This is a genomic window from Vibrio sp. FE10, assembly GCF_030297155.1.
In the GTDB taxonomy this organism is placed as follows: domain Bacteria; phylum Pseudomonadota; class Gammaproteobacteria; order Enterobacterales; family Vibrionaceae; genus Vibrio; species Vibrio apostichopi.
The window spans coordinates 1,642,192-1,658,436 of the sequence record NZ_AP028067.1; the positions used below are offsets into that span (position 1 = coordinate 1,642,192).

At 43.5% G+C, this 16,245-nt stretch carries 15 protein-coding genes; 5 read left to right on the top strand and 10 right to left on the bottom strand.

The window, feature by feature from the left end; translation table 11 throughout:
* Positions 1–18: 18 nt before the first annotated feature.
* Positions 19–867 carry a sterol desaturase family protein gene (locus QUF19_RS07465; protein ID WP_286298257.1) on the bottom strand — a complete coding sequence of 283 codons (849 nt, stop codon included), beginning with the start codon at positions 865–867 and terminating at the stop codon, positions 19–21.
* Between the two features lie 85 nt (positions 868–952).
* Positions 953–1,966, bottom strand: a complete 1,014-nt coding sequence (locus QUF19_RS07470; protein WP_286298258.1) for a DUF2804 domain-containing protein — start codon at positions 1,964–1,966, stop codon at positions 953–955.
* 170 nt (positions 1,967–2,136) lie between these two features.
* Here QUF19_RS07470 and QUF19_RS07475 point away from each other — a divergent pair, with 170 nt between their 5' ends.
* Positions 2,137–3,171 (top strand): AraC family transcriptional regulator, encoded by a 1,035-nt coding sequence (locus QUF19_RS07475; RefSeq protein ID WP_286298259.1) that lies wholly within the window; start codon positions 2,137–2,139, stop codon positions 3,169–3,171.
* A gap of 24 nt (positions 3,172–3,195) precedes the next feature.
* Here QUF19_RS07475 and QUF19_RS07480 read toward each other — a convergent pair whose 3' ends face one another.
* Both QUF19_RS07480 and QUF19_RS07485 read right to left on the bottom strand, forming a co-directional pair.
* Positions 3,196–4,146, bottom strand: a complete 951-nt coding sequence (locus tag QUF19_RS07480; protein WP_286298836.1) for a chromosome partitioning protein ParA — start codon at positions 4,144–4,146, stop codon at positions 3,196–3,198.
* A 39-nt stretch (positions 4,147–4,185) separates the two neighbouring features.
* Entirely contained in the window at positions 4,186–5,520 is a 1,335-nt protein-coding gene (locus tag QUF19_RS07485) for a sphingomyelin phosphodiesterase (RefSeq protein WP_286298262.1), read from the bottom strand.
* Between the two features lie 402 nt (positions 5,521–5,922).
* On the opposite strand from QUF19_RS07485, the gene QUF19_RS07490 reads away from it, so the two are divergent.
* Positions 5,923–6,444: a DUF2058 domain-containing protein gene (locus tag QUF19_RS07490; RefSeq protein ID WP_004734880.1), complete on the top strand. Its 522-nt coding sequence runs from the start codon at positions 5,923–5,925 to the stop codon at positions 6,442–6,444.
* A 243-nt stretch (positions 6,445–6,687) separates the two neighbouring features.
* On the opposite strand, the gene QUF19_RS07495 is transcribed toward QUF19_RS07490, so the two are convergent.
* The 4 genes from QUF19_RS07495 to QUF19_RS07510 form a co-directional block, all read right to left on the bottom strand.
* On the bottom strand, positions 6,688–6,870 hold the full coding sequence (locus tag QUF19_RS07495; protein ID WP_076679233.1) for a hypothetical protein: 183 nt from the start codon (positions 6,868–6,870) through the stop codon (positions 6,688–6,690).
* A gap of 252 nt (positions 6,871–7,122) precedes the next feature.
* Complete coding sequence (locus QUF19_RS07500) at positions 7,123–8,595, bottom strand: aerolysin family beta-barrel pore-forming toxin (RefSeq protein ID WP_286298273.1); 1,473 nt, start codon at positions 8,593–8,595, stop codon at positions 7,123–7,125.
* A gap of 484 nt (positions 8,596–9,079) precedes the next feature.
* Entirely contained in the window at positions 9,080–9,841 is a 762-nt protein-coding gene (locus tag QUF19_RS07505; RefSeq protein ID WP_286298274.1) for a YdcF family protein, read from the bottom strand.
* 299 nt (positions 9,842–10,140) lie between these two features.
* A complete protein-coding gene (locus tag QUF19_RS07510; protein ID WP_286298276.1) occupies positions 10,141–11,022 on the bottom strand; it encodes a LysR family transcriptional regulator in 882 nt (293 codons plus the stop codon).
* 142 nt (positions 11,023–11,164) lie between these two features.
* On the opposite strand from QUF19_RS07510, the gene QUF19_RS07515 reads away from it, so the two are divergent.
* Together QUF19_RS07515 and QUF19_RS07520 are read left to right on the top strand one after the other, a co-directional pair.
* On the top strand, positions 11,165–12,175 hold the full coding sequence (locus tag QUF19_RS07515) for an aldo/keto reductase (RefSeq protein WP_286298278.1): 1,011 nt from the start codon (positions 11,165–11,167) through the stop codon (positions 12,173–12,175).
* Between the two features lie 9 nt (positions 12,176–12,184).
* The gene (locus QUF19_RS07520; protein WP_286298280.1) at positions 12,185–12,577 is read left to right on the top strand and encodes a GlcG/HbpS family heme-binding protein; all 393 of its coding nucleotides are present in this window, start codon (positions 12,185–12,187) and stop codon (positions 12,575–12,577) included.
* A 119-nt stretch (positions 12,578–12,696) separates the two neighbouring features.
* Here QUF19_RS07520 and QUF19_RS07525 read toward each other — a convergent pair whose 3' ends face one another.
* A complete protein-coding gene (locus tag QUF19_RS07525) occupies positions 12,697–14,067 on the bottom strand; it encodes an L-cystine transporter (RefSeq protein ID WP_136994367.1) in 1,371 nt (456 codons plus the stop codon).
* A 185-nt stretch (positions 14,068–14,252) separates the two neighbouring features.
* On the bottom strand, positions 14,253–14,948 hold the full coding sequence (locus tag QUF19_RS07530; RefSeq protein ID WP_286298287.1) for an NAD-dependent epimerase/dehydratase family protein: 696 nt from the start codon (positions 14,946–14,948) through the stop codon (positions 14,253–14,255).
* Between the two features lie 655 nt (positions 14,949–15,603).
* Here QUF19_RS07530 and QUF19_RS07535 point away from each other — a divergent pair.
* Positions 15,604–16,215, top strand: a complete 612-nt coding sequence (locus tag QUF19_RS07535; RefSeq protein ID WP_286298289.1) for a flavin reductase family protein — start codon at positions 15,604–15,606, stop codon at positions 16,213–16,215.
* Positions 16,216–16,245 lie beyond the last annotated feature (30 nt).

A 16,245-nucleotide genomic window follows, 5' to 3' on the forward strand; every position in this document is an offset into this window, starting at 1 on the left:
TATTTCCACAAAAACAATTTAGTCAGAAGGTGGCGAGAGCATTAACTTTACTTTCTGCCTCATTGTCAGCTTTTGGTTTCGCAAATCATTGAAGATAGCTTTCCACTCTTGAAAGGTCACCGTTATTGGGTTGAAACTGTCTACAGGTTTAGTGACGCCGTAACGCACTGTTTCGACTTCAGGTTCGAAGGTACCAAATAACTTGTCCCAGATAATAAGAACGCCGGCGTAGTTCTTATCGATGTATTGAGGGTTTCTACCGTGATGTACGCGATGGTGAGAGGGTGTGTTGAAGAGGTATTCCAGTGGCCCTAAGCTTCGTACCCACTGAGTATGTACAAAGAATTGCAGACCTAAGTTCAGAAGCACCACAAAGATCACCCATTTAGGATCGAAACCGATGATGACTAACGGCACCCAAAATAGCCACATACCTGCAAGTGGGTACATTAGGCTTTGACGGAAAGCTGTACTGAAGTTCATGCTTTCTGAACTATGGTGTGCGACGTGTGCCGCCCACATCCAGCGAACGCGGTGGCTTGCCCTGTGAAACCAGTAATAGAAAAAGTCCTGTAGAACCATTAACACAATGAAACTCAACACGCCCATTTCAATGTCCAATAAGTGCCAACCAAACAACCATAGATATAGCTGAACGATCACGAGTCCGGTTAATAAGTCGGAGAGTTGATGCATGCCTGCTAACGTGAAATTACAAATCACTTCTGACAATTTGTAGCTTGAATTCTCTGGTAATCGGCCTTGCTTCTGACCAATGAAATACTCGGCCAACATACAAATCATGAACAACGGAGCCAGTACCAACAGCAGCCATTCTGGGTGATTGATTAATGCGTCGATGTTCATTTCTTTTTCCTATTCAACTATCTGTATTTGAGAGTTAGCTGTATTTGAGAGCCAGTAGTATTTGATAACTAGCACAGGGATGTTATTACCAACGAGCGAAATGATCTTCGGTTAGGCCGAGAACATTATCGAGTTGGTGGGTTATGTCATCGTTATCTTGAATCGAACCAGAAAAGTGACCGACAAACTGACGGAAGTTACTTTTTAGCAGCCACAAGTTGAGCTTTTCACTGCGCTTATTGAGGGGAGTGAAAGTCAGGTTAATACGACCATCTTGCGAGGTTACCTTCCAGGGTAAATCCGTGTCCTGACGGCTAAACGTAAACTGGACGGCATTGAGTAAATGTCTGGTGCCATTCACCCACAATACGTTTTCACACCCTCCGGTTTCATTGACACCCGCCGCAAGGTTGAGGCCAATGTTTGTATTATTGGATTTCGCGTTGATGCTCGCCCAGCGCCAGCTGGTTTCGCGTCTCATGTATCCCGCAGAGAAATCATACCCAGCACGAGCTTGCTCTAGGGAAATAGGCTGTTGATTAATCTCAAGGCTGCCCGTTACTTTTAACGCGTTATGCTTTTGTGTGTAGGTCCAACCTGAGTAACCCGTTGGACTGCACATTGCCATGGGTAAGCTGTCGCTTTCTGGCTCTAAGCAAATTTTGCCTTTAATGAGTTTCGTGTTCAGCGAAACTTTCCATTGTCCGTTCTCAATATCAAATGCAACGCTTTGCCCTGCGATGTTTGTTGAACCTTCAAACGGGGAGCTCGTTACTTGTTTATCAAAGCCCAGTGGTCGTAACCAAGAGCATTCTTCTAACTCGTTATTCTGGACGTCGTAGACATAACAAAACGCCGAACCCAAGTAGCGAATATCTGCTATGGCGACGCCAATAACGTGAGTCTCGGTAACAATGCTGACAAATTGAAATTGCTTGTAATGGAAGTGCTTGTGCCAAGGGCTTGCTTTGGCATCCATGGCGTTTCGGTAGTCGAATTTTTCTATGTTGAGATGTTTTGGAATGCCATCGAAATGCCCAATGGTTGGCTGACCATTAGAATCAATCAAACTGTGTGGGGCAGGGTTGGTTTTTATCATTGCGATGGTTCACATAAATTTAACAACTAACTGCATTGTGCGGTGAGTAACGTAGAATTGGGAGGTCATAATCGGACAAGAGCAGGTTATCAATCACGATTTTGTCAGTATGGATTGTTTATGCGGAGTGGTCATGAGTTTGGGAATAGACTCAATATAAGGAGATTCGGTTGGAAATTATCGCGGAGTACATGCCTACAGAGCATCGACATCAATTGGGCTCATTGGATGTAGTGCTGCTGCTTAATACGCTAGAGCAAAGAGGTGTTGATATTGAAAAACTGGTTGCTGGCGTTGGCTTAGAGAACCTAGGTTGGCAAGACCTAAATGGGAAGCTGAGTTACGCAGATAAACTGTCCATCTTCAGTGCGGCTAACCAAAGTTTTCCACATGATGGTTTGGGTTTATGGTTGGGAGAAAATGCCAGCTTGAGCCACTTTGGTGTGTTGGGGTATGCCTTATCGACCAGTCAAAATGTAGGCGAGGCTATCAAGTCAGGTTTTAAGTATCTCCGCTTAAACGGGCCTATCTTTTCAGTTAAGTTGATTGTTGACGTTGAAGACGCGGTAATTCAAATTGAAAACACCTTGGAGGTTGGGGATCTACTTCCGTTCTGCAACGAATATTTCTTAAGCTCAATCCTCTCTTTGTTCCAAGAATTAACTGGCGATGCGTTAGCAATTAAAGCGTTGTCTTTCCCTTATGCTGAACCAAGTTATTCCAAGCTTTATGAAGAGCGCTTTCAATGTCCGGTGGTTTTTGGACACAACGTTTGTGAGCTGCGCTTCGACGCCTCGGTTTTATCACAAACGTTAGCCACACATGATGCCGCAACGCTTAAACGTTACCTCACTTCTTGTCAGTCGATAGTGGAGACGTTGGACTCTGAACATCTATTAACGAATCAGATCAAAACGATCTTTTATCAAACCGCAGGTAGCTTCCCGACTATAGAACAACTCGCCGTAGAGTTTGGTTGCAGTTCTCGCACACTTCGGCGAGAACTGGTCTCTCACAATTCCAGTTATCAAGCCTTACTTACTGAAGTCCGAATCGAATTAGCCAAAGAGCTATTGCTCGGCACAAGCATGAGTATTGATGATATAGGTGAAAGGCTCGGTTATAGCGACCCTGCTAACTTCAGAAGGGCGTTTAAAGGTTGGTTGAGTAAAACGCCCGCGCAGTTTCGTGACGGTCTTACTTAATCTGGTTATGACCATAATCGAGATCTATTTACTAAAGAACTGCTCACGAAATTCAGTTACTTGCTGTTGATAATAGCTGTCCCATTCCTGAGTATCCCAATTGGCATGACTTGCAGAACGTTCAGAATCTAAGCTCGATTTCAATTGATCAAGTTGGTCGTGATAGGTCATTACCGTCTGCTGTTGTTGCGCCACTTGTTGTTCACGCGCGGCGATATTATTAGCTTGTTCTGCATTTAAATATGTCTCTTGAAGTTCAGCCTTGATAGTCGCTAATTCAGTAGAGCTGTAGTTGTTTGGCAGCAGTGAGACAGCAAGCTCGTATTTTTGAGACTGAGTTTCTGCGTTTAATGTTCCTGTTTTACTTTCCCATTTCGCGAGCAAATCTTGGTAGTGCAAGACAAACTCACTGGGTTCAATTTCTTCAAGTGTGTTTGTGCTGAGTGTAAAATCCAAATGCGCAAATTGATCGGAAAATAGTTGGTGGGCTAACTCTCCCCAAACCTCTTGTGCAGACTGTTTAAACAGCTCAACACGCGCTTCCAAAGAGTCAACGGACTCAAGTGGAATTGTGCTTTCCGTTACTTGCCAATCAGCAGAGAGCTTGGGGTAATCACTCAATAGTACAAACCATTCTATCGGTAACTCAGTTTTCAACTGCGCGAGTTGTTCAGTGCAATTGCCCACTTGTTGGCAAAGCGTCCAAAACTCATCGAGTTCATCCAGCAGCTTCTTACCTTCAAGTTCAGTTAGGTTTTCTGCACACGCTTTTCCGTGCAGGTTGTCAGCTTGGACTCGTTTGCCTTGCGAAACGCGATTGCCTGAAAAGCTTGCCGTCTTTGATGTGGGACTATTGCCATCAATCGTTTTAGAAGCGTGCTGTTTTGCTTCTGTGTGTTGGGCTGAGGATTGCGATGTTTCAATCGATTTTGATGACCATGAATAGCCAACAATGCTCGTCACAGCGACGAGCATTAGGATTAATATAACTCGATGCATTATCTGTTCACCGCGCTACTTGATGACAGCACTAACAGGGAAGTGGTCTGAAAGGTTGTAGTGCTTCCATAATTCACTGCTGGTAGAGCGAGGAACATCAACGCGGTTATTGTTGTGAGCTTTTTGCGCGTACTCCGAACTCACCACCACGTAATCCAAGTATTCAACATTTTCCCCGCCAGACATAGGTTCGCCAGCAAAGTTGTTGATGCGAGGATCAAAGGTGGAAGCGGTATAACCTGAATACTCTGGCTCAGCGGCTTGAAGGTTAGCGAACATCTGCTGGTAGTCGCCTGGGAACTTCAGTTTGTTCACGTTGAAGTCACCGCTGTAAATAACCGTTTCTGAGGTTGGTATTTCCAGTGATTGAGCAAGCTGACGCATCTGTTTAAATTGGCGCTGTCGGTAGTCACGAGCTGTATCCGTATCGAATGAGGCGGTGTGAGTGCCAAATACGTGGTAAGCCTGACCGTTTTTGATGACTTCAGCGTAATTCACGCCTTTGTCAGCGAAGCAATCTGTGCCTGTACAATCAGGGAACACGTATTGCGCTTCGTTGACGATAGGGTAGCGGCTCACAATGATCACGCCGCCGTCATAGATGTTGATGCCATCTTTATCGAGCATCTTGGTTTGGTAAGGATACTCTTTTGCCAGTTCACGCAGGAACTCATCTCGTCCGTTGGCAAACACTTCTTGAAGCGCTAACACGTCGTAGCCCTTAACGTATTGAGGGATGAGGTCGTAACGATCACCGATGTGCGAAGCGATAGCCGGTAGAGCCCAAATGTTGTAGGTCATCACTTTCAGTGTGTTGGCATCCGGTTCGGGTTGCTCATCCACTTTCTGTGGGGTGATGGTGTAGTGAATATCATCGTATCGAGCGGTGTTATCAGCTTTGAAGGCAAGCTCAGTGTTTACATCAAAAGCATCGGTTGAACTACGGTGAATATTACGATCATCATGCAGTGTTAAGTCGACGTCTGCTGCGCTCAAGCCGTGTTGCAGTGTTGAGTTGTACCAATGTCCTTCCATGGTTTGATTGAGCGTGACACTTTCTCCAATAGAGTTTGATACCACGGTGTCAAACTCATACGTTTTACCGGACTTTACGCCAGTCCAGCGATTGAAACTGATCAGTTTTTTCGTCTCCCACGGTCCAATTTGCTCAACGTGTTGTTGCCACTCATCGCCAAGTTGCAGTAAGTCGGTACCGGTATGATTGGTTTGAATCGTCATCACTTGGTTGGTGTTGTTGGTCAGATACACATCGGTATCTGCAATAGCCGAGGTTGAAATGAATGAAGCTGATGCAAGTAATGCACTCAGGCAAGTCCATTGAGTTTTCATTTTCACGTTATCCTTACTGATTGGTTTAAAGAATAACGTAGTAAAGAGTTATGACATTGGAGTTATAACTCTATCAGAATTATCCAAATATTAGATATATGCCATGGTTTTATAAATTCTATTACTCATTGATAATTAACATATTGCTTTGTCGGAATGATAAGTGATACGCGCGCACGGTAACAAACTGAGGAACGATTTGGATTTGAGGGTAAGTCACTAGCGGTGTGTTTTCGTGGAAATCATAGGTCGGGAAATAACCAGAAATGGATGCTGTGAATCACGATAAGGGATAACGTTAACCGCCTTGCTCTATCAGCATAAATTTTGCCATTGTTCAGTAAACAGATTCCTCAAAAACAGGTATGATAGTGTCGTTTTTAATCCTGAACTGGGAAAGTCATGGCAAAGTTAACACTCCAAGAGCAAATGCTTAAAGCTGGCTTGGTAAATGAGAAAAAATTAAAGAAGGCGAAGAAGGGCTCTAAAAAGTCTCGCGTTCAGTCTCGTGAAGCAAAAGCGGCAGCAGAAGAAACTAAACTGGCGCAGCAAGCGAAAGACAAAGAGTTAAACCAACAGTTGAAAGAACAACAGTTGAGCAAAGAAATTAAAGCTCAAGTGAAGCAACTGATTGAGATGAACAAGATCGAACAGAAGAATGGTGAGATCAAATACAACTTCACCGACGGTACGCTGGTTAAATATCTTTACGTAGAAGACCTGACTCAAAAGCAACTAAGTAAAGGTATCCTAAGTATCGCGCGTCAAGGCGAAAGCTATGTTGTTATTCCTACTGCGGTAGCGAACAAGATCGCGATGCGTGACGAAGAATCTATCGTTGATACTCAAGCTTCAAGCTCTGATGAAGTAGACGAAGATGACCCGTACAAAGACTTCGTGATCCCAGATGATCTAATGTGGTAGTCCTCGACTAAACCATTATCTAATTCGTCAATTACTTGTGGCGTTGAAGAAGTATTAAAAAGCCCCGATGCGTCTTGCACCGGGGCTTTTTCAATGTTGGCAACTGCATAGAATTATTTGCGGGTTCATTTGAACCGGTCGCGTCTCTATATTTGAGAAATAATTCATTGCCAGTGTCTCACTTACGACCGCTTTACTGATAAGTAGGTAAGCAAGTAAGTTACCGACTAAGGCTTTGGCCTGCTAATCGGCAACAATGTCTGCGATGTCGAAAGTTGAGTCTTGTTGGCTGTTTTTAAGTTGATGATATTCGAGCTGATATTGCTCATAGCCATCAAAATAGCAGTCGCCGATTTCATTGCGTGGGCAAATTTGTACATCGTCTCTTGCGACCAGTTCAGTTGAACAAGATGGGCAGTGTTTCATAGATCCTCCTGATGGAATCCCAGTGTATAACCGGCCCCATTAACTCAAACTTTTGTTTCGTTGTGATTTCACTTTTAAGTCAGTGTGGAATGATTCAAGAGCATGATGTTTTAGACGTAATTGAGTGAGCTTGGTGAACCGAAGATAAAGAAATTAAAAACAATTCAATTAAGAAAAATCAAGCCCAAAGCGAGTGCTGTGGGCTTGGAAGAATCACTGTCGCTATCGTTATCGTAAGCTAGCTTGGCGGGCTTATCGTTGTGTCGGGTTTATCGTTAGTTCAGCATCTTCATATCCCAGCTGTGCGAGGATTTCAGAATCAAAGTCAGTTACCACCTGAACATCGTCGGCATAGTAGTTTTTATGATTGTTCAGTGCGCTCATCGCATCAAATGAGTCTACAGAGTGTTCTTCACCGATATCGATCAGGCCTGAATATTGAGATTCAGCACTGAATTGACCTGATACGTGAGTGTAGAACGGACGCAAACTTGCTCCTGCGGCATATTGCATACTGCTCAATCCATTGGTGTTGATAGCCCAGCTCCAATCCCACCATTTCATTTCTCCAGGAATATAGCGGTGATCCCATTGGTAGCGGATGTTCGCTTGTTTTTCACTGTTGGTGCCCATTGTAAAGGTGTGGGAAACAGTTGGACGATTTGTCGGGTGATTGCTGAGTGCATTGCCGCTAAAGCGAAGGAAGCCAGTAAAGTTAACGTCGTAACTCATCTCGGCTTTTATACGGTAAGGGTAAGAGATGGTCGAGCGTAAGAATTCGACTTGAAAGGGCAGTACTGAATTCGCGGGAACAGTAATTATAGCTTGCAGTTCACTCGATTCAGAACGAGATCCATTATTGCTCTCAGAGAAACGTTGGCCTTCCTCTAGCAACACTCTTACGTCCGTTTTTCCGACTTGTGGCCAGCTAAAGTTATCAGAAATGATCACCGAATCAGCAAGGTCAAAGCTATTGGTTTTTTGCCAACGAGTTGATTGCTCAAACTGAAGGTCAACGATGATCTGCTTAGGCTCGTTGCTTTCGTTGATTGCGTAGGCAGAAACAGTTTTGATCAGCTCTTGGTCCGGTTCCGAAATTAAACCATGCCAAAATGCGTTGCCATTGAGCGTGTAAGAGAAGTTATCGATTGTGATTTTTGTTTTTTCGTCACAGCGATTGTTGGTGCAGCTTCCGTCACTATTCCCTTTGATCCCCCAGCCATTATTAAGCTGTTTGACTGACATGTCTTGGCCTACATAGCGGCCATTGTCGCCGCCCACCCACGCAAAACCAAGGTTGTGAGCCAAGTAACTTAATGGCCTGATAAAGCTAGCATTGTCGCTAACCAAAGCTCTTTGAACCTCAAGGTTGTGGTTCTCTTGAATGGCTTGTTCATCGTAATAAGGGAGACCAGCATCCGGCGAGTTTGGATAACACCAAGTGTTGTCGGTTGATTGTCCTTGTTTGATGAGTCCATGATAGCCGGAACCCATGATCACCCAGTCGTCTTGAAGACCAGCAATCTCCCACACGTTCATACGAGAGATAAGAGCCGTTTTATGTTCTTGAGCCTCAAACTTATTCAGCGGGCGATAGTCTGAACGGCAACTATCGTCGCCGAGTTTATCTAAGACGATTTGGTCAGAGTAAATCTTTGAATGAGCCGTAAAGGATATTAAAGATAGGGCAGCGCTGAGTAGCATGGTTTTACTGACGTTAAGCATGAATAATTTCCTAAATGCCATTTTCTGGCTATTTTTATTAGAATCGATTATTAAATTGTAATTATATTATCGTGAAGCCGAGGGCCCCTAGCGGCGAGTACTTTGTCATATAAAACAAAGCCAAAAGTACTGAAATGAATTGAAAATAAATCCTCATAAATATCAGGTAGCTACAGTAATTAACTTGTTATTTGATAAGGCTTTATCTTGCTTGATTTCATTTGGTTTCAACTAACCAATTAATGGATGGTTAATTATTGAACGTTTGTATTTTTGTAACTTCGTTATTTACGATATAGGTTTAGACGATTAGGAAAGCAAGATTGATTAAAAGGATTGATTGCTGACTGGATGGGGGAGCAAAGACGTAAGTCAGAATAAGAAAGGATGTTGTGATAGGTAGGGTCAAAAAATGCAGCAAACAACCTTTCGATTGTTGCTGCATTTTTGTTTGTATCGTTCTAGTTAACTTAATTAAACGTAACTAAGCATCGCCTGGCTTTTCTCGCTTACTGTTCCAACCCATGAAGTTGTAGACACGGTATCGAGCGAAGCCAATTTGTTCGTGCAGGGCAAAGTCTGTCACCGCAAAGTTGTACCACAATGGCAGCCACGAAATCTGAGCCGCCATGTAATCGGCTCTTACAGGAATCACATTCAGTCCAAAGTGGTTGAAATAGAGTTCACTGCGGCGAATGTGAAGGCCAGATGAAACCAGAACAACTTTGTCGAATTGGTGATGTTTCATTAGGTCGCTCGTCAATTGTGCATTTTTCCAAGTGTTGACGCTGTTCGGTTCTTGGATAAGGTCGGCTACTGGAACACCCAGCCTAAGCAGTTGCTGTTCATAAACTTCAGCCTCTGTAACACCGTTATTCTGAGCATCACCACCACTGATGATCACTTTGCATGTGGTTTGCGCTTTTACACAATCTTTATATTGGCTTGCGGTTTCACTGATTCGGCCAAAAGAGAAAAAGGCTGGCTCGAACTCTTGCGTGCTTTTAATTAGTTGCGTGCCTGCACCCAGAAGAACAATAGCGTTATTGTCAGACCATTGGATATCAGGCTTACTTTCATAATTCGCTTGTAGGTCGTCTAATAAATAACGAGGGATCAAACCTGAACCAATCAACACAAATGACGATATAAGAAGAAGAGATAAAAAAGTAGAAGTTGTTCGCCATTGAAGTAAACGTGTAATGCCAACGAATAGCAGAAGAAGTAAAAGTATAATAAAGCTCATGAGGATCCCGTTATCGAACTGGTGCCAAGGTGGTGTAGCATGTTGAAGTGTTGCATGATATATCAATTATGATGATGCTTCATAGCTAACTCATTGTATTATTGAACAAATGCACGATTTCTTCCTATTAACGATTAATACTCGCGATAGTAGTAACTAAAACGCTTTATTATTGTTCGATTAATCCCTCTAAAAATATAGGCATATAAATCGGGAGGGTTATTTAAACCTTATTTCGTGTTATTTAAATTATTTATTCATCAACTTTTCATTTTTTAAATTCGTCAACTCAACTCAACTCAACTCAAGCGATCAAAGTAATTCTGAACAAACTTAATGAACATTTGATGTTTTTTTGCCGGATATATGACTTGTGGGTAGAACAGATAAATACTGTTGCCTTGTTGTAGGCACTCGTCAGGTAATACTCGCTCTAACTCTCCGCACGCAATTTCTTTATCAACGTAATAACTCGCGATTCGAATGATGCCACTGCCAGTCATAGCCTGCTGTTTAAGCAAGTGGTTGTCATTGCTTGAAAGCCAACCTGATACATCAATGTTTGCAGACTTTAACGGCCACTCTGTTTGATGCAGTGTGGCCAAACATTGGTGGTCATTTAATTCATGTGCGCTGGTAGGGCGTCCAAACTGATCGAGGTAACCGGGCGTCGCAACTAAATCATGTTGATAGGTAATTAAACGCCTGGCGATCATGTTTTCAGGTGGGGTGTTGGTGGCACGAAAGGCGATATCGATATCATCTTGGTTAAGATTGAAGTTGGTGTAACTGCTGTTTATCTCGAAGCGAACCTCTGGGTATTGCTCTCTAAATTGTTGGCAGATGTCGAATAGAAACACCTCGGTAAACATCTTTGGTGCTGTCAGCCGTAATGTACCTTTAACGATGTCGTGTTGCTCTGAAACACTGCGTTCAAGTTGCAATACTTGAGAGCGAATGGTTAAGCCTTGTTGTAAGGCACGTTCGCCTTCTTGGGTTAATCGAACGCTGCGCGTAGTTCTTACAAGAAGAGGACACTGCAAGTCGCTCTCTAGTCGTTTGATTTGCTCTGAAAGGTAGCTCTTCGATATGCCGAGTTTCTCTGCTGCCTTGGTAAAGTTAAGTCGCTGAGCCAGTTCTACAAATAGGATCAGTCGTTCTATTCTCTTGTGCTCATTCATGTGCGTATTCCTTCAAAACTGGCCAATCCTATTGTTCGTCATATAAAACAATCAATTCGTAACTAGCATATTCTGTTTTCTAAAAAGAACAATATGATAGAGGCATATTTATTGGCATCAAACCTTCAAAGCGAGATCAGGTATGACGAACAGCATGGATTCAACAAACAAAACTGATGATAAAAAGAATATTCCATTATCAAACCATCTTCCGAATGTTGGGCAAGTCGCTTATGGATGCATGGGGCTTGGTGGTGGTTGGAACGACAATCCAGTAACGACTGCGGATGTAGCTCAAACGCGCAGCGTAATTGACACAGCACTAGAGTCGGGGATCAATCTGTTCGACCATGCTGACATTTATACCTTCAGCAAAGCAGAGCAAGCCTTTGGCCAAGCGTTACAACAAACCCCTGAATTGCGTGATCAGATGTTCATTCAATCTAAATGTGGTATTCGTTTTGAAGGCGAGGGCAACGTTGGTCGTTATGATTTCTCGGCAGATTGGGTAGGTCAATCGGTAGAGGGTATTCTGAATCGCTTGAATACAGAAAAGCTCGACGTGTTGCTTTTGCATCGCCCTGATCCGCTCATGGAACTCGATGAGTTAGCAAGAACGCTAGAAGATTTGAAAACACAGGGTAAGGTCGATTTCTTCGGTGTGTCTAACATGAACAGCAACCAAATCCAGTATCTACAGTCGGCACTTGGTCAGCCGATTGTGGCGAATCAAATTGAAATGAGCTTGGCAAAGCTTGATTGGCTTAATGATGGGGTGATGATTAATTCGCAAGGTCATCATCAATCTGATTTTGCTGCAGGCACACTTGAGCATTGCCAAATGAAGGGGATTCAATTGCAAGCGTGGGGCTGCTTGGCACAAGGTCGCTTTGCAGAGCAAGGCTTGTATTCAGAACATGAAAACGTGAAAAAGACCGCGCACTATGTGGCTAAGTTGGCAAATCAATATGGTGTTGAAAGTGAAGCGATTGTGTTGGCGTTTTTACTGCGTCACCCTGCAAGTATTCAGCCTGTCATCGGCACGACTAATCTAGAGCGAATCAAAGCCTCTGCAGCCGCGACTCAAATTACCTTAAGTCGTGAAGAGTGGTACAACTTATACGTGTATTCACGTGGTCAGGCATTGCCATAGGGGATGGACATGTTGAATCAAAAAATCGTACAACAACTGGTGTACAGTGCGCTCGATATTGCAGGGCATAACAACCAAGCTATTGCGGTGAGCGTGTGTGATACACATGGTGAACTGCTCGCGTTTTCTCGAATGGACAACGTCAGCGTACAGGCGGGGTTGTTAGCTCAAAACAAAGCCTATACCTCAGCGCGAGATCGACAACCGAGTGGCAACTTAGGCGCTTGGGCAAGAGAAACAGGGAAAGACCTGAGTTACTGGACAGACTCAAAGATCACTGGCTTCAAAGGCGGTGTTCCAATCCAATGTCGAGGGCAGGTGATTGGTGCTATTGGTATCAGCGGATTGAGTGAAGACGACGATGAAGCATTAGCTGAGAAAGTGATTCAGTTGGTGCTTTAAGTTCTGTCGCTTACTAAGTGATTCTGATAAAAGCTAGATAATAAAAAACCGATGCATGTGCATCGGTTTTTGTTTACTCATACCAAGAGCTTTAATCGCTCATCGATAAGGAAGTCGAATTAAGCGTTCGCTTGTTCCAACTCTTTTTGTTCTTTCTTACCTAGTATACGACTTGTAATCGTACCGGCTGTCATTGCACCTGATACGTTAAGCGCAGTACGTGCCATATCGATAAGTGGTTCGATAGAGATAAGTAGAGCTGCGATAGTCACTGGAAGGCCCATAGCTGGCAGTACGATAAGCGCTGCGAAAGTTGCACCGCCACCCACACCCGCGATACCGAATGAGCTCACCGTAATAATCGCAATCAGAGACAGAATGAAGTTGATGTCCATTGGGTCGATGCCCACTGTTGGCGCAACCATAACTGCTAGCATGGCAGGGTAGATACCCGCACAACCGTTCTGGCCAATTGTCGCACCGAAAGTTGCAGACAGGTTAGCAATCGCTGGTGGCACGTTTAGCTTAGTAATTTGAGCTTCTACGTTCAGTGGAATCGTTGCTGCAGAACTGCGTGAGGTGAAAGCAAATGTCAGTACAGGCCAGATTTTCTGGAAGTATTCTTTTGGGTTTACGCCAACAAAAGAGACCAAAACACCGTGAACAACAAACATCAGGATGATTGCGACGTAAGAAGCAACAATGAAACCCAGTAGGCTTAGGATGTCTGAAGCACTTGATGTTGCGACAACTTTCGCCATTAACGCAGCGATGCCGTATGGCGTTAGTGCCATAATCATCTTAACTAAGCGCATTACGATAGATTGAGCCGCTTCAACGAAAGTGCGAATTGGTGACTCTAGCTCTTCTTTTTCAGCCATTACTTTACGAGCAGCAATGCCTGTAAGCACACCGAAGATAACCACCGCGATGATTGAAGTAGAGCGAGCACCGGTTAGATCTGCAAACGGGTTCGTTGGAATGAAGCTAACCAGCATTTGTGGAATCGTTAGGTCAGACACGCTTCCCATGCGGCTTTCTAGTGTTGCGATACGAGCCGTTTCACGAGCACCTTCGGTTAAGCCTTCTGCCGAAAGACCGAATGCTTGAGCCACTGCAATACCCACAATCGCAGAGATCGCCGTTGTTGCCAGTAATACTGAAATAGTGATACCTGAAATCTTGCCCAGTGAACCGCCTTTCTCAAGCTTCACCACGGCTGCAATCATTGAAACCAATACTAATGGCATGATCACCATTTTTAGTAGGCCAACATAGCCACTGCCAACAACATTTACCCAATCCAACGTTTCTTTGATGGCCGGATTGCCTTCGCCAAATAGCAGCTGTAAGCCTAGGCCGAATGCGCTACCAAAAACTAAACCTAATAGAACAAGGCGAGAAAGTGTGTTTTCTTTTTTCTGCTGTCCGTAGAGAAAAAATAGAATACCAATGAATACCGCTAAGGCAGCGATAGTTGGGAATGACATTTAATGTCCTTATGAATTACTTCAGATTGATGGGCGGCCTAGATATATAGGCTTAAGTACTGTTAGCTAAGATAACGTTCTGTTACAAAACGTAAAATAAAGAAAAGTAATTGATTAGAACAATTAGTAATATCCACTCAATGGGATGAATGGATATCCAATATTTTGGTGAATAGATGAGCTTTTTAGCGATATTTTGCCAATAAATTGAGCATGTCACTTGACGAGTAAATTTCTATATTTTGGAAATTATTTTCGAATAATCGGAACAACATGGCTTGTGCCACGTCTTTTGACTGAATAGGGCGCAGGTTTTTATATTTACCAATCATAAATGGTGAGATCAGAGGGAAGAGACTTTGTAGGAGTTTTTCATCGGCTCGTGGTTGTGCTCTTTCGCCAATAAGAGGGCCAGGACGAGCAATAAACAGCTGCTTGAAGCCAATTCGCATCAAGTTCTGTTCCATTTGTCCTTTGCATTTTAGGTAATGAGAATAAGATCTGGGTGATGCACCATAGCTTGAAACCACAGCAAGTCTTTCGACTCCAATAAACTTCATCGACTGAGCCACCTGGCTGACTAATTCAACGTCGACTTTACGCAATGCTTCTTTAGAACCGGCTTTTTTCTTGGTTGTACCTAGGCAGATAACGCCTAATTTGGGCGTCGCTTTGGTATCGTCCCAGCTTGTTACTTGCAGGTCACTGTGAATGAGCGTGTGGAGTTTGCTGGAGTTAAACTGAGAATCAAGTGCTCTTCGGGACAAAGCATAGATATGCTCGACCGCGGGTTCGTCTATGAGTAAATCCAAAACGTGTGAACCTATCAGGCCTGTTGCTCCTGCAACAATGACCGATGCTTTGTCTCCTGAAATACTCATGATTATCCCTAACACTTATCTAAGTTATTGTTTTAATTTAAACCTTATTTTCGAATGTACGTAATTTCATCGTTGTTAATGTGAAGGAACAAGCACATTGTGATGCCAAGGGGTGTCCCGAGAATAGGTAGCGTTATAAAAGATGAGCATAAAAAAGCCCACAGAGTGGGCTTTCAAGAGGAGAGATTAGGTGAAAGATAGTGGGATAGCCTTCACTTTTTTGCTGGTTTTCTTGCTAGATTTAATCGGTTTTCTTTTGCTTTGATTAGCGAACATTAGAACCTCCTAAATCATCACGGGCAGTAGGTAAATAAGTTTATATGAGTACACTCCTTGTTCTGTGCATGCTATGTAGAATGTATTGCGCTTAAGAGAGAGTGTTTAAGAGCAATTCAACTTAAATAGCTGCGTTAACCTGATTCTGTTGAACACATTTAATAAAGCATAAACGATGCCAAAACGTAAGTTATTGATAAATCTATTATCAGTATTGTAGGTGTTTTAGGGTTCGTCAATTTGATTGTCAATTTGAGAAAAAATCAGCGAGATCTGTTTAAATTAAGAACACTCTCTACGGTTTCTGTTACTTAGGCATAGATACGGCTTTGCTTAACACGTAAACTGAGTCGTAATTCACATAGACCAAGGACGTGCTATGAACCTCAAGCTTGATACTCTTGCTCCCACTCAAATTTATCACCTGATGACACAAACCGTTGTTCCTCGCCCGATCGCGTGGGCATTGACGGAATCTTCTGACCAAGAGTACAACCTAGCGCCTTTCTCTTATTTCACGCCTGTTTCCAGCAACCCGCCGCTACTGATGTTATCGGTTGGGAAAAAGCCTTCAGGTGAAATCAAAGACACTACTCGCAACGCCCTTGAAACGGGTAAGTTGGTCATTCATATTGCATCGGCAAGTTCTGCTGAGGTGATGACGGCGACCGCTGCGACACTGGATCATGGTGAATCTGAAGTGACGTTGAATAATATCGAGCTCGTTGAATTTGAAGGATTTTCTCTACCAAGAGTTAAAGAATGCTCGGTGGCTTTCGGTTGCACCTTGTATGAAGTAAAAGAAGTCGGCGAGGTTCCGCAAAGCTTGATATTTGCTCAGGTCGAAACCGTGTACATCTCGGAAGATATCATCGACAAAGACAGTGAGCGTCTTAAGATCGACGCGTTAGCTCTTGATCCTTTATCTCGATTGGGTGGAGGTGAATACGCCACGCTTTCCAATGTGTTCTCTGTCGCTCGCCCTAAATAGTTTTACCCATTTAGCTCAAGCAGAATAAGC